Below are 13,704 nucleotides of genomic sequence, written 5' to 3' on the forward strand. Positions count from 1 at the left end.
GAGATGGAAGGCGACTTTACGCGAAGCAGTGACGATCCCGATCGGAGCTACAGCGGCGTCCTGATGCAGCAGGGCCGCGTCCAGCTCGACGCCGACTGGAACGAGCAGTGGGCGATCCACACGCGCGCGCTGCGGCTCGCGCTGAAGGACATCATCGGACAGCACGGGGGCCCCGCGGGCGACCTGGGCTTCCAGATCGCGGCGGAGCTGCCGGACGGCGTGGAGGCGAGCCGCGTGAACCCGAACACGGACAAGGCAGATATCGACTTCTTCGTCAGCCAGGGCACCTATTATGTGGACGGGATACGGATCGTGCTGCCGGACTGGCGGCGGGTGGAGACCGGCATCAGCCCGGGGCAGAACGGCGCCAGCTTCCTCGCCTATCTCGAGGTCTGGGAGCGCCACGTGAACGCCGTCGAGGATCCGGCGATCCGGGAGATCGCGCTGCTCGGGCCTGACACGGCGACGCGCGCGGAGGTCGTGTGGCGGGTCAACCTGCTCCGGCTGGAGCGCGATGACGGCACCAGTGACGACGTGAACCGCTCGGAGCGAGCCGAGGAGCTCGTGCGCGATCACCTCCGGTCGCGGCGCAGCCTGCGGCTCGCGGCCCGGGCCTTTGCGGAGGACGCCTCGAGCGACCCGTGCAAGCTGGCGCCCGGGGCGCGCTATCGCGGTCACGAGAACCAGCTCTATCGCCTGGAGATCCACCGCGGGGTGTCGCAGGCCGCCTTCGCCGGCGAAGAGCCCTTGGACGATCAGACCCTCTTTACGTTCAAGTGGTCGCGCGACAATGGCTCGGTGGTGTTTCCCATCGAGTCGTACAGCGGGCCCGATCGCGTCGAGGAGGGAAAGGAGATCTCGGTCACGGTGAAGGTGGCTCACCTGGGGCGGGACGCGCGCTTCGGGCTCACGCCGGGCGACATCGTGGAGTTCGTGCACGACGGCGTGACGCGCGGCGGCGTCGCGGTCCACGAGCAGGGGCAGGACGACCTGCGCCAGGCGGGCGCGCTCGGTCGCGTGACGGCGATCGATCCCGAGACGCGGGACGTGACCGTGACCGTGATCGGCTCGAAGATCGCCAAGATCTGCGTCCGTTCCCTGCACCCGTATCTCCGCCGCTGGGATCACGGCGCGAGCGGCGCGCAGGCGCACGAGGCGGGCGCGCTCCCCGTGACGCTGTCACAGCTCGGGACGTGGATTCCGCTGGAGGACGGCGTGCAGGTGCGCTTCGAGAGGCCCGAGAGGGACAAGGGCCTGCGCGTCCTCCGCGCGGGGGACTTCTGGCTGATCCCGGCGCGCACGGCGACGGGCGACGTGCTCTGGCCGACGGAGGCTTCCCCGAGCGGGCAGGGCGCGCGGGAGGCGAGCTTCCGTCCGCCTCATGGCGTCGTCCTGCACCACGCGCCGCTGGCCTTCGTGACGCTGGGAGCCGGGCAGCGGATATCCAATGTGGTGGACGTGCGAAAGCGCTTTGCTGCGCTGGCGCAGGTGCCGCCCACCTGACGGCGCGCCGGCGGGCGCGGACGTGACGGTACTTCCCTGAACCGCCGGCTCGACGATTCTCGTCATCGGGCGCCTCCTCGCGGGCGACGGGCATGAAGACCAAGGCGCCTGCTCCGCCTGGGTCGCGGGACCGACTTCCGCGTAATCCATGGCTGGTGGTGCCCGACAGCCAACGAGGCGCAGTGGGCGCGCCTCGTGTTCCGGCGCGAGTCGACGGACAGATTCCGCTTTGTCACGGCCGAGGGCGTGCCCTTGGTGCCCGAGGGGCTCCGCGCCGCCCACTTCATCAGTGAGGACGTCAATACTGGATTGAGGAGGGCCCCCCAGAAGAGACGAAAGGATTGAGCGAGGCGCTCGGGACAGCGGAGTAGGCACGCGGTGACGTACCCTCTCTGATCGCTTTGTGCGTCGGCCCTTATTTGGGAGGATTACCCGTGCATCCGCCGGGTTTCGGCGGGTCGCAGCGCCTCCGGCGACCCGTGCGAAAGTGCGCGCCGCCTTCCAATCCAGGCCGTTCCGCGCCACCCGGCCGGCAAGAAGCGCCCAGGTCGAGGCTAGCTGCCCTGCGCGGGCGTGCCGGCGTCCCCGGCCCCGGCGCTCGGGGGCTTCGGCGCGCCGCCCGCGCCCCCGTCGCGCGGCGCGCCGGCGTCCGCCGGCGTGGCGCCTGCGCCGCGCGCGCCGGCGTCGACCGCGCCCCCGCTGGCCGCGCCTGCGTCGACCGCGCCCCCGCTGGCCGCGCCTGCGTCGACCGCGCCCCCGTCGGCGGCCGCCGGCTCGGCGGCGGACGCGTCGGCCGGCGCCGGCTCGGCGCCCGCGTCGGGCGAGGGAGCGGGCGCCGCCGGGAGCTCGCTCTCCCAGCACTCCGGCTTCGGCGGGGCCGCGAAGTGGACCGTGCGCGACGCGGCGTCGCCCTTCCGGGTGACGAGCTTGTCGGTCTTGTACACCGTCGCGTTGCCGCACGCGTACTCGGCGGCGTGCTTCGTCTCGCGCGACAGCGTGCGCGCCCTCGGCGCGCGCTCGTTCTCGCACTGCGCCCACTCGAGCTCGTACTCGGCGTCCTCGTCGGCGAGCAGGATGCGGCTCACCGGATCGTCCTTCGACCGGCGCCCGGTGAGCGTCGCGCGCGTGATCGGGTCCTTGCCGTCGCGCACCGTCAGCGCGACCGGGAAGCGAAGGCTGCCGCGCATCGGCGCGCGCGTCGCCCCGACCTCGAAGTCGGGGCAGATCGGCTCGCCCTCGACCGGGGACGGCGTGGGCGGGCCGCCGCACGCGGCGCTGGAGAGGAGGAGGAGGGCGAGGGCTCGGGCTCCAGGGCGGAGGTTCACGCCGGGATTAGTCGTTACCCCGGGTGCCCGCGTCAAGCGATCTTGGTCTTGCCCAGCTTCAGCACCCGGTCGAAGTGCTCCTTCGAGACGGGGACCACGCTCAGCCGGGACTTCTTCAAGAGCGCGATCTCGACCAGCGACTCGTCGCCGCGGATCGTGTCAAGGGTCACCTGCACCTTGAGCGGGGCGACCGGCTCGATGTCCACCACGCTCCAGTCCTCCTCCGCCTCGGCGGTCGGATCCGGGTACGCCTCGCGCTTGACGCGCGCCACGCCCGCGACCGCCTTGCCCTCGTTCGAGTGATAGAAGAGCACGAGATCCCCCGGCTTCATGGCCCGCATGTTGTTGCGGGCCTCGAAGTTCCGGACGCCGTCCCACATCGTCTGGCCGTCGCGTAGGAGCTGCGCGAACGAATATTTTTGAGGCTCGCTCTTCATCAGCCAGTAACGGCGAGACATGCACGATCTCCCGGGCGGGCATGAGGGCGGCGGCGGTCGGGCCGCCGCGCCCCCATCTTCGACGGACAGCCCGTCGATGTGACCGGGTACCCTAGCACCCCACCGTTCCGTCGGTGATCACGATCTTGGCGCCGTCCGGCGAGGTCCCGCCGGGCCGCGCCCTCGTCAACCTCGTCGCCGTCGAGCGGCAGGGGGCCGGTGGACCATGCCCGACGGTCGGCACCGCGCGCCGCGCGACGGCGTGTGACGCCCGAGCGACGTGTGCCGTATTCTCGAGCGGGCGCGTCACACTCCGCGGCCGCCGCGCGATGCAGGGGCGATGAGCACGACGATGACCACCGAGCCCAGCCCCCCCGCGACGAACCCCCTGGCCGAGCCAGGGATCCGCCGCGCCCTCGAGGAGTTCGTGCGACGGCGGGTGCCGAGCGGCGCGGTCGACGACGTGGTGCAGACCGTCCTCTGCGAGGCGCTCGCCTCGCCCGCGCGGCCGGCCGACCCGACGGAGCTCCGGCGATGGCTGCTCGGGATCGCGCGCCACAAGGTGGCCGACCACCACCGGCGCTCGTTCCGGGAGACCGCGACCGAGCTGCCCGACCTGCCGGTCGGTCCGCCGCCCGTCGAGGCGCGCGAGCTGGCGCGCTGGGCCGAAGAGCAGGCCGCGGCGAACCGCGACGGGCGGCAGACGCTCTCGTGGATGGCCCGCGAAGGCGAGGGAGAGAAGCTCGAGAGCATCGCCGCCGAGGAGCAGGTGCCCGCCGCCCGGGTGCGGCAGCGCGTGTCGCGGATGCGGCGGTGGATGCGGGAGCGCTGGCTCGCGGAGCTCGCCGCGGCCGCGGCCCTGGCGATCCTCGCGATCGTGATCGTCCGGCTCCTGCGATCGACGAGGGACCTGCCCGAGGTCGCGCCGCTGCCCGAGCCGCCGCCGAGCGCCCCGCCCGTCGAGGCGCCGCCGCCGCTCGAGCGGCTCGACCCGCTGGAGCGCGCGCGCTCCCTGAGGGCCGAGGCGCTGCGCGCCTGCGACGAGGCGGCGTGGCGCCGGTGCCTCGACCAGCTCGACGAGGCGGACCGGCTCGATCCGCGAGGCGGCGCCGCGCCCGACGTCGCGGCGGCGCGCGAGCGCGCGCTCGACGGGCTCCGCGCGCCGACGGACAAGCCGCCGGCGCCGCGGCCGATCCAGGAGCAGCTGCCCGTCAAGAAATCGAAAGCGCGGGACGAGACCGACGTTCGCCCCGCGCCCCCGCCCCGCCAGGACGTCGCCCCGACGCCCACCTTGTCGGCGCCTGTGAGGCCGCTGCTCAAGTCGAAGAAGCCACAGGCGCCTGACCTGAAGAGCAGTGGTGCATTCGAAAAAATGGATTTCCCGCCCGAGAAACGCTAGCTCCGCCCGCCCGGCGAGCCACGTCGCGCCCGGGGAGTCGATCTCGATGGCTCCCCAGCGGTGCTGTCGTCTCCGGAGCGGGTCCGACGCGCCGCCGAGGGGGAGACGAGCGCCTCGCCGTGCGTTTAAATCTCGCAGTTTCCGGCGCAGTCGTCTAAACACGCTGGCGCTCGGCGCAATCAAGGACGCCAAGGAGAGGAGCCCAGGAGATGCGAACCACGAGATGGCTTGGAATGGCATTCGCAGTATCGCTGCTCGCCGCGAACGCCGGCTGCGCGAAAGAGCCCCAGATGCAGGCGCAGCCGCCGGCCCCGCCGGCGCAGCCGACCCCGCCGCCGGCCCCGCCGGCCCCGCCGCCGGACGCGGACGCGGACGGCGTGCTCGACGACGGCACCGACAAGTGCGTCGCCGAGAAAGAGGACGGCCTGCCGCCGGACGCCAAGGACGGATGTAAATCCACCGACCCGGACGGTGACGGCTTCGTGGCCGAGGCCGACAAGTGCCCGAACGAGGCCGAGGTCAAGAACAATTACAAGGACGATGACGGTTGTCCCGACGTCCCCCCGGTCGAGCTCGCCAACAATGAGGTGAAGCTCAACGCGAAGATCGCCTTCGCCGCCGGCAAGGCCGATATCGAGCCCGCCTCGCAGGAGCTCCTCGCCAACATCGCCCAGATCTTCAAGGACCATCCGCAGATCCAGTTCGTCGAGGTCGCGGCCTACTCCGAGAAGGTCGGCAACGACGCCGCCACCGTGACGCTCACGAAGAAGCGCGCCGACGCCGTGGTGAAGGCGCTGACCGCGCTCGGCGTCGAGAAGAACCGGCTGCGGGCCGCCGGCTACGGGGCGCACTGCGCGTCCGACGCGGGCGAGACCGAGGAGGCGAAGGAGAAGAACCGCCGGGTCGAGATCAAGATCATGCGGTTCGAGGGCAAGGACACGGGCGTCGAGCTCGCGTGCGCCGCGGCCGTCACCAAGGGCCTCAAGCCGGCCGGCGTGCCCGCCACCGCGCCGAAGGGCGCCGCGGCCGCGGCCCCGAAGGCCTCCGACGCGAAGCCCGCCGCCGCGCAGCCCGCCGCGGCGAAGCCGGCGGACGCGAAGCCCGCTGCGGCGCAGCCCGCCGCCCAGCCCGCCGCGGCACAGCCCGCCGCCGGCGCGCAGCCCGCGCAGGCCGCGGACACGAAGCCCGCCGCGGCGAAGCCCGCCGATCAGAAGCCGGCCGAGACGAAGCCCGCCAGCGTGAAGTAGGCGCGAGGCGGCGGGCGGGCAGGCGGCTACCGGTCGTCGGCCTGCCCGCGCGCGGCGGCGAGCAGGCGCAGGAGCGCCTCCTTCGCGCGCTGCCTTCGCTGCGCGTCGGGCAGCGCGCCCGCGCGCAGGCGCTCGACGTCGGCGCACAGCGCGGCGCGATCGGCGGGAGGCTCGCCGCAGAGCCGCGCGTGCGCGCCGTCGGCCCGCGCGCTGCGCGGCGGCGGCTCGCCCGCGAGCGCGGCCGCGGCGGCCTCGATGAGGTGCGCGGTCGCCGCCGCGTCGTCGCTCTCCCCCGTCCACCGATCGACGAACTCGGGCTGCTTCGCGAGCCGCGCGAGGACGTCCCAGCGCTCCGCGCGCACGGCGAGCTCCGTCGCGAAGAGCACGACCTTCAGGTTGCGGCCGAGGTCCGGGAGGGCGCGCGTCTCGCCGTCGAGCGAGAGCACGTCGTCGACGACGCTCGCGTCGAGCGCCGCGGCCGCGCAGCGCACCGCGACGCTGAGCAGGTCGGCGCGCAGCGCCGGGCCGAGGGCGGGCTCGCGGCCGAGCGCGCGCGCGGCGGCGAGCACGAGCGGGCCGCAGTGCCCCTCGCGCCGCTGCCGCGTGAGCAGGACGCCGGCGTCGTAGAGCCGACCGCTCCGGCGCAGCGCCTCCACCGCGGCCGTGAACGCGTCGGGGTCGTACGTGCCCCGCTCCGCGGCCGTGAGGAAGCCGTCGAGGCTGCGCAGGACGGGGCACGCCGCCGCGCTGCCCGCGCGCCGGAGGTGCGGCAGCCTGCCGAGCACGTCCGCGATGCGCAGCGAGAGCGCGAGCGGATAGGCGTCGCACGCGGGCTCTTCGTAGCCGCCGAGCTCGACCTTCGCCTCGGTGCACGCGAGCGGGCCGGCGACCGCGGCGAGCGAGCGCGCGGTCCTCGCGACGAGCGGGCCGACGCCCGGCGCCGCGGCGAGCCCGGCGGGGAGCGGATCGAGCAGCGCCCGGACCGCGGCGTCGTCCGCGTCGGGCGGCAGGAGGCCGCGCACGAGCGTCCAGAGATCGCCGGCCAGGAAGGGGTGGCCGGCCTCGGCGGCGAGCTGGGCGTCGATCGCGAGCAGCGCGCGGGCGTCGCGGCCCCAGGCGAGCGGCTGCTCGGGGCGCAGCGCCCGCGGCCCGAGCCGCAGGCCGAACGAGAGCGCGGCGATGGCCCGGCGCGCCGCGGCCGCGCCGCGCTCGGCGTCGCCGTCGAGGAAGTGGTAGGCGGCCGCGAGCGCCGCCGCGGCGACGTAGGCGCGCGCGGCGTCCTCGTCGCTCTGGGGCGAGCCCTCGGGCGCGAGCGCCGCCGTGAGCGCGCCCTCGGGCTCGCCGCGGGTGCGGAGGCCGAGGCCGAGCTGGAAGCCGGTCGACCCCTCGAGGAGCCCGGCGCCGTACGAGACGTCGAAGCTGAGCGAGAACACGCGGGTCGCGGTCTTCTCCTCGTAGCGGTAGGTCATGCGCGGGACGCGCAGGCCGCGCGCGTCGGCGGACGCGAGGACGCGGTCAAGCGCGTCGCGCGCCTCCGCGCGCCGGCCGCCGGCGAAGTCGCGCACGGCGCCCATGACCGCGAGCACGTCGCCCGCGTCGGCCGTCTGGCAGGCGTCGTCCGACGCCGCGCGCATCGCGTCCGCGTAGGCCGACGGGTCCGGGGCGACGCCGCGCCGGGCCTTCGCGATCTCGCTCAGGTACGAGAGCGCCCACGCGACCCGGCTGCCGCGCTCGCTCGCGAGCGCGACGGCCTCCGGCGACGGCGGCCCGCCCAGCACGGCCGCGCCGAGGAGCGAGGTGAGCAGCGCGAGATCGGCCTGGTCGCGCAGGCCGAGCGCCGAGAGCGCCCTGGCGTAGCCGACGAAGAGGCCCCGGACGTCGCCGTCCGCCCGGGAGGCGGGCAGCGACGCGAGCGCGTCGAGGAGGGCGACGCCGGCCGGGCCCTGCCCGGCGCCGCGCGGCGACGCGCCGCCGCCGAGCGCCGCGGAGAGCCCGCGGAGCACCCGGCCGAGGGGCGCGCCGCTCTGCTGCGCGAAGCGGTCCGCGGTGGCGGACGAGAAGAGCGCGCGGGCGAGCGCGTAGCCGCCGGTGAGCGCGTCCGCGAGGCCAGGGTCGCCGAGCCCGTCGAGGCCCGCGGCGACGGCGGCCTCGGCGTCGGCGTCGGGGACGGTGAAGCGCACGCGCGGCTCCTCTGCGCCGGCGCGCGGGGCTCGGCCCGCGCCTGGCGCGGCGAGCAGGTCGATCGCGTCGGAGAGGAGCGTCACGAGGAGCCGCGCCTTCCGCACCCACGCGCCGTCGCCCTGCCGGTACCGCGGCGCGAGCAGGATCCGGCCGCGGACGTCGACGAGCCGCGCGAGCGCGCGGCGCGCCTCGGCGCTCGGCCCGCGCCCGGCGGCGGCGCACGCGTCCTTCGCGGGCGGGGGCTTGCGCGAGCGCTCGGTGAGCAGCACGGCGAGGACGCCGTCGGCGAGCGCGGTGATGTCCTCCACGAGGCTGGGCGGGGGCGCGTCCGCGTCGCCCGCCGCGCCGCCGCCCGGAGCTCCGGGCGCCGCGAGCCCCGCGACCGCGCGGCGGAGCGCGTCGCGCGCCGCCCGGCGCTCCGGGGGGAGCCGGGCCGCGTCGGTCGCCCGCGGATCCAGCGCGCCGGCGGCGCCGAGCGCGGCGTAGCGCGAGAGGCTCGCGGCGAGCGCCGCGAGGCCGGGGTAGGGGAGCGCCGGCGCGGGCGCGAGCGCGCGCTCGATCTGCGCCGACGAGAACGCGAGGTCGGGCGCCTGATCCGAGAGGAGCCGGTACGCCGCGTCGGCCGCGTACAGGCCGGCGACGCCCCAGCCGGCCTGCGCGGTGAGGTCGCCGCGCAGCTTCGCGGTGAGCGCGCCCTGGAGGGCCAGGAAGTGCGCGGGCTGCACCTCGGGCGGGTACGACATGCCGGCGAAGACGCCGGCGAGCGCCGCGCCGAGGACCGCCTCGGGGTCGCGCGCGTCGGCCATGCGGCGCTGGACGGCCACCTGCGTGAGGTCGACGATGGCGTCGCGGAGGCGCTCGTCGGCGAGCACCCCGGGGCTGTAGGCGAGGGGGATCTGCGCGAGCGCGCGGTAGCGGCGCGGCTCGGCCTCGGCGAGCGCGCGCAGCGCGGCGAGGTGCGCGAGGCCGAGCTCGGTGACGCGGCGGCGCGCGGCGCTGCCCGACTGGCCTGCGGCGGGCGCGGGGCCGCGCTCGTAGAGCAGGCTCGGCGCGTGGGCCCACGCGGTGCTCGTCTGGTCGACGGCGCGGACGAGCGCCTCGTAGCGCGGCAGCCACGCGTCGAGCGGCAGCCGCCTGCCCGGCGCCGCCGCCCCGGAGCTCCCGGCCGCGGGCGCGGCGGGCGCGGCGTCGCCCGGGGCGAGGGCGCCGGCGAGCGCGGCGGCGAACACGAGGTCGCGGGGCCCGTCCATGGGCGGGGCGAGGTCCCGGCCGCAGCCCGGGGCCTTGCCGAGCAGGTCGTCGAGCGCGGCGCGTCGGTCCGCGGGCACGGCCCGCAGCACCGCCGCGCCGCGGGCGCGCCACGCCGCGCGGCCGTCGCGGGCCGTGCGCACGCGGAGCAGATCGCCGTAGGGCGTGTCGCCCGGGGCGGGCGGAGGACCCCCCGCGGGCGCGCCGGCGGCGCCGGTCGCGTCGCCGTCGTCCTCGAGCGCGACGCCGGCCGCGCCGAGCAGCTGCAGCGCGTACCGGCCGCGCAGCGCGGGCTCGTCGTTCGGGTCGCGCCCCTTCAGCGCGGCGGCGAGGGCGTCGGCCGCGCGGGCGGCCTCGACGTAGCGGAAGGCGCCGGCGGCGCTGAAGGCGCGGCGCACGAGCGCCGCGAGCGCGATGTCGTCCGCGGCGCGCGCGAGCGCCGCGTCGCCGCGCGCGATCGGCGCGAGGCCGGCCATGAACGGCCCGAGCGGGTCGCGCGGAAAGATCTGGACCGCGCCGCCGCGAGCGCGCGCGTGGATGAGGTGCTCGTACCCGAGGGCCTCGCCGAGCGCGAGGAGCAGCGCGTCGGCGCCGAGCGCGCCGGGGTCCGGCAGCGGCGCGGCGCGGATCCAGGCCGCGCCCGCCGCGCCCCCGCGCGGCGCCTTGCCGGCGCCCTCGGCGCCCACCTCGACGACGATCGCGACGCCCGGCCTCGACCCGCCGCGCCGGTCGAGGTCGCGGAGCAGGCGCGCCCACGGATCGCCTTCGTCCCGGGCGGCGCGCGCCTCGACGTACCCCAGGGCGAGCTCGCGCGGCGCGCGGCCTTCGGCGAGGGCCGCGGCGAGGGCGCGCTCGCACGCGTCGAGGTGCGCGGGATCGCAGCGCGCCGCCGGCGGGGGCGCGCCGCCCGCGGGGCTCGCGCCGCCGCAGCCGGCGGCGAGGAGCCCGAGGGCGAGCGCCGAGCAGACCGAGAGAGCGGCCGACGAGACGATCACGCGAGCGTGCAGCATGACGAGCGCGCGACCTACCACGAAGACCGCGGGAGGGCTGCGATGGGATCGCGGATCGGATGGGGCCGGCTCTCCGCCGGGTTGCGACGACCCGGGGATCCGTTAGAAGATCGGGGCACCTCGACGCGACAGGAGCACCGCATGGCGATTTCTCCCGAGGACATCGTGCCGCTGAGCCAGGCGGAGGCTCGGCTCACGGAGCTTGCGGACCAGGTTCGCGCGGGTCACGAGAAGATCCTCACCCGCAACGGGGAGAGCTACATCGCCCTCGTCGATGCGCGCAGGCTCGATCACTACCATCGCCTGGAACGGGAGCATGTGCACCTCACCCTCCTGGATGAGGCGGAGCGCGGTCTCGACGATCTCGAGGCAGGGCGGACGCTGAGCGTCGAGGAGCTCCGCGAAAAGCACGGCCGATGAGCCGTCGCGCCGCGGTTCGGGTCACCGAGAACTTCGAGCGCAACCTGGACGACATCCGGCGCTTTCTCGAGGAGGCGGAGCTCTCCTCGGCGTTCGGCGACCTGCTGGATCTCCTCTTCGAGGACGTGATCCCGAGCCTGGAGGTCTCTCCTCAGATCGGGTTCGACTTCCTGGCGCGGGCGCCGCAATCCGTCGAGGCCGATGCGCGGATCCAGGCGCTCCGGCGCCGTCTCGGCCCCGATTCGTCGCTGAGGGAGTATATCGTCGGCGACTATCTGCTGCTCTATGCGCTCGGCGGCGAGCGAATTCATCTGCTCGCCATCAAGCACCATCGCCAGCTGTCGTTCGATTTGCGGGCGCTCTGGCGTCGGTGAGCGCACGTCCGCGATATTCCGTGCGACCGTGGAGGTTCGCCGGCCCGCGCAGCTGGCCATGACCAGGCCGCGCGTCGGCTGCGCCACGTCCGGGCCGCGCAGCCGCTGCCTTCCTGCCCCTACCGCCCCGTGCTACTTCCGCAGCATGCGACGGGCTCCAGAGCGACGAGGTGCCGGCGGCGAGGGGGGCGGCGGGGGCGCCGGTCGAGCGGCGCGGGGCGCCGTCGCGGCGCTCGGGCTCGCGGGCCTCGCGCTCGCGGCGTGCAGCGAGGGCGAAGGCGGATACGCCGGGACGACGTCGCGCGTCGGCAAGGACGATGCGACGATCTACATCAACAACGGCGGAGAGCCGGAGTACGTCGACCCGGGAAAGTCGAACGACTCGGCGAGCTCCACGCTGATCCAGCAGCTCTTCGAGGGGCTGACCACCTACGGCGCCGGCGACCTTCGCCCGGTCCAGGGGGTGGCGACGCGCTGGGAGCAGAGCGACGACAACCGGATCTTCCGGTTCCACCTGCGGCCCGAGGCGCGCTGGTCGGACGGCAAGCCGGTGACGGCGCACGACTTCGAGTACGCGTGGAAGCGCGTGCTGCGCCCCTCCACCGCCTCGCTCGCCGCGACGAACCTCTACGTCCTGAAGAACGGCGAGCTCTTCGCCCTGGGCAAGCTCAAGGCGCTGCGCGAGGCCGCGCCGCTCCGCGCGGCGCCCCGGCCGGACGCCCCGTCCGCCCTGGAGCTGGCCAAGGGGTCGTTCGTCGTGGTGCTGGCGCGCTCGCCGATCCAGGTCGACACCGCGATCGCGCCGCTCGCGGCGCTGCCCGAGGGCGCCGCCGCGGTGACGTTCGCCAAGGGCGACGGCAAAGGCGGCGCCGGCGACCGGCTCTCGTTCGGCGAGGGCGGCGCGGCGGCCATCGGCCCCGCGCCCGGCGGCGGCTGGCAGGGCGCCGTGGTCGACATCGTCCGCGCGGGCCCGACGTGCCAGTGCAACGGCGCCGCCGACCGCTGGTTCGAGATCGCGCGGGACGGCGCGCGCGGCTTCCTCCCGGGCTGCCTGCTCGTCCCCCCCGCCGCGGGCGCGGCCGGCGCGGGCGCGGCGCCCCGCGAGACGTACGCGATCGTCACGCCGCACGCGGACCTCCCCACGTACGACCCCGCGGCGGCCCCCGCGGCCGCGCCGAGCGAGCCCCCGGTCGGGTTCGTGCCCGACGCGCTCCTCGTCGAGGACGACAGCGCCGTCGGCGTCCGCGCCCGCGACGACCTCACGCTCGACGTGCAGCTGGAGCAGCCCACGCCCTACTTCACCGATCTCACGAGCTACGTGACCCTCTTCCCCGTGCGCAAGGATGTCATCGAGGCGTTCGCGCAGCGCGGCGAACCCGAGCTCTGGTTCCGCCCCGAGAACATCGTGGTCAACGGCCCCTACACGCTCGATGAGTGGAAGTTCCGTTACGAGATCACGATGAAGCGGAATCCGATGTACTGGAACCGCGACATGCTGAAGATCCACCGCGTCGTCTGGCTGGAGATCGAGCAGTACAACGCCGCCATGAACATCTACAAGGCGGGCGATCTCGATTACGCGGGCGACAACTCCTCGCTTCCCTCCGAGCACCTGGACTGGCTGTCGACCAAGAAGGATTTCCAGCGATATCCCTACCTCTCCACGTACTGGTTCGAGTTCAACACGAGGAAGCCGCCGGTCGACGACGTCCGCGTCCGCCGGGCGCTCAACCTCGCGGTCGACAAGCAGCAGATCGTCGAGAAGATCACGCGCGGCGGGCAGACGCCGGCCACGCACTACGTCCCGGACTACACGGGCTCGGGCTACGCGGAGGCGGTCGCCGAGGACAGGCGGCTCGGGATCGACCCGTTCTCGTCGCCGGACGTCATGTTCAACCCGGAGCGCGCGCGGGCGATGCTCGCCGAGGCGGGCTACGAGGTCGTCCGCGAGGGCGACGGATACCGGGCGAAGAACTTCCCGGCCCTCGAGATCCTCTACAACACGAGCGAGGGGCACAAGCAGATCGCCGTCGCTGTCCAGGATATGTGGAAGCGCCACCTCGGCGTCTCCGCCACGCTGCGGAACGAGGAGTGGAAGGTGATGCTCAAGAACGTGCGCGACGGCCACTTCCAGGTCGTGCGGTTCGGCTGGATCGGCGAGTACAACCACCCGGCGACCTGGCTCGGCACGCTGCTCTCGTACAGCCCGCAGAACCGGACGGGCTGGGCCGACCGGGAGTTCGACGACCTGATGCGCGCCGCCGCGGCGACGTCCGATCCCAAGGAGAGCATCCGGATGTTCCGCAGGGCGGAGAAGCGGGCCGTCGACCGCATGCCCAAGATGCCGCTCTACTTCTACACGAAGTCGACGCTGGTGAAGCCCTGGGTCAAGGGGTTCAAGGGCAACGCGCGGAGCCTGCAGCTCGTGAAGTGGTTCTGGATCGACCCGCGGTGGCGCGACGACCCGTCGAACGAGATCGCGTTTCCGCAGCTCGAGTTCCCGGCGCCGGGCCGGCTCGGCCCGACCCTGGGCGGGCCGGACGCGCCCTGAGCGCGACAG

The 13,704-nt window shown here is 75.0% G+C and carries 9 protein-coding genes; 6 read left to right on the top strand and 3 right to left on the bottom strand.

Annotation, left to right across the window (positions count from 1 at the left end; translation table 11 throughout):
• The first annotated feature begins 3 nt into the window (after positions 1-3).
• Positions 4-1,503 (top strand): DUF6519 domain-containing protein, encoded by a 1,500-nt coding sequence (locus tag WME98_RS45545; RefSeq protein ID WP_437947874.1) that lies wholly within the window; start codon positions 4-6, stop codon positions 1,501-1,503.
• Positions 1,504-2,057: 554 nt separating this feature from the next.
• Here the strand turns inward: WME98_RS45545 and WME98_RS45550 are convergent.
• Together WME98_RS45550 and WME98_RS45555 are read right to left on the bottom strand one after the other, a co-directional pair.
• A complete protein-coding gene (locus WME98_RS45550; protein WP_437947875.1) occupies positions 2,058-2,828 on the bottom strand; it encodes a hypothetical protein in 771 nt (256 codons plus the stop codon).
• A gap of 32 nt (positions 2,829-2,860) precedes the next feature.
• On the bottom strand, positions 2,861-3,286 hold the full coding sequence (locus WME98_RS45555) for an EVE domain-containing protein (protein WP_437321042.1): 426 nt from the start codon (positions 3,284-3,286) through the stop codon (positions 2,861-2,863).
• Positions 3,287-3,617: 331 nt separating this feature from the next.
• Here WME98_RS45555 and WME98_RS45560 point away from each other — a divergent pair, with 331 nt between their 5' ends.
• Both WME98_RS45560 and WME98_RS45565 read left to right on the top strand, forming a co-directional pair.
• On the top strand, positions 3,618-4,664 hold the full coding sequence (locus WME98_RS45560) for an RNA polymerase sigma factor (protein ID WP_437947877.1): 1,047 nt from the start codon (positions 3,618-3,620) through the stop codon (positions 4,662-4,664).
• 233 nt (positions 4,665-4,897) lie between these two features.
• Positions 4,898-5,911, top strand: coding sequence for an OmpA family protein (locus tag WME98_RS45565; RefSeq protein ID WP_437947879.1), 1,014 nt, complete (start codon positions 4,898-4,900; stop codon positions 5,909-5,911).
• A 26-nt stretch (positions 5,912-5,937) separates the two neighbouring features.
• Here the strand turns inward: WME98_RS45565 and WME98_RS45570 are convergent, their stop codons facing one another.
• On the bottom strand, positions 5,938-10,350 hold the full coding sequence (locus WME98_RS45570; RefSeq protein WP_437947881.1) for a hypothetical protein: 4,413 nt from the start codon (positions 10,348-10,350) through the stop codon (positions 5,938-5,940).
• 141 nt (positions 10,351-10,491) lie between these two features.
• Between WME98_RS45570 and WME98_RS45575 the strand changes: the two genes are divergently transcribed.
• The 3 genes from WME98_RS45575 (at position 10,492) to WME98_RS45585 (ending at position 13,695) form a co-directional block, all read left to right on the top strand.
• Complete coding sequence (locus tag WME98_RS45575) at positions 10,492-10,770, top strand: type II toxin-antitoxin system Phd/YefM family antitoxin (RefSeq protein ID WP_437617145.1); 279 nt, start codon at positions 10,492-10,494, stop codon at positions 10,768-10,770.
• Positions 10,767-11,144: a type II toxin-antitoxin system RelE/ParE family toxin gene (locus tag WME98_RS45580; RefSeq protein WP_437947883.1), complete on the top strand. Its 378-nt coding sequence runs from the start codon at positions 10,767-10,769 to the stop codon at positions 11,142-11,144. The genes WME98_RS45575 and WME98_RS45580 overlap by 4 nt, the downstream gene beginning before the upstream one ends.
• Positions 11,145-11,289: 145 nt before the next feature.
• On the top strand, positions 11,290-13,695 hold the full coding sequence (locus WME98_RS45585; RefSeq protein WP_437947885.1) for a peptide ABC transporter substrate-binding protein: 2,406 nt from the start codon (positions 11,290-11,292) through the stop codon (positions 13,693-13,695).
• Positions 13,696-13,704 lie beyond the last annotated feature (9 nt).

It is taken from the genome of Sorangium sp. So ce296, assembly GCF_051529605.1.
In the GTDB taxonomy this organism is placed as follows: domain Bacteria; phylum Myxococcota_A; class Polyangia; order Polyangiales; family Polyangiaceae; genus Sorangium; species Sorangium cellulosum_D.

Coding starts and splice junctions, on each gene's coding strand:
- WME98_RS45565 (WP_437947879.1), top strand. CDS start 4,898: ATGGCATTCGCAGTATCGCTGCTCGCCGCGAACGCCGGCTGCGCGAAA.
- WME98_RS45575 (WP_437617145.1), top strand. CDS start 10,492: ATGGCGATTTCTCCCGAGGACATCGTGCCGCTGAGCCAGGCGGAGGCT.
- WME98_RS45570 (WP_437947881.1), bottom strand. CDS start 10,350: ATGCTGCACGCTCGCGTGATCGTCTCGTCGGCCGCTCTCTCGGTCTGC.
- WME98_RS45585 (WP_437947885.1), top strand. CDS start 11,290: ATGCGACGGGCTCCAGAGCGACGAGGTGCCGGCGGCGAGGGGGGCGGC.
- WME98_RS45560 (WP_437947877.1), top strand. CDS start 3,618: ATGACCACCGAGCCCAGCCCCCCCGCGACGAACCCCCTGGCCGAGCCA.
- WME98_RS45545 (WP_437947874.1), top strand. CDS start 4: ATGGAAGGCGACTTTACGCGAAGCAGTGACGATCCCGATCGGAGCTAC.
- WME98_RS45555 (WP_437321042.1), bottom strand. CDS start 3,286: ATGTCTCGCCGTTACTGGCTGATGAAGAGCGAGCCTCAAAAATATTCG.
- WME98_RS45580 (WP_437947883.1), top strand. CDS start 10,767: ATGAGCCGTCGCGCCGCGGTTCGGGTCACCGAGAACTTCGAGCGCAAC.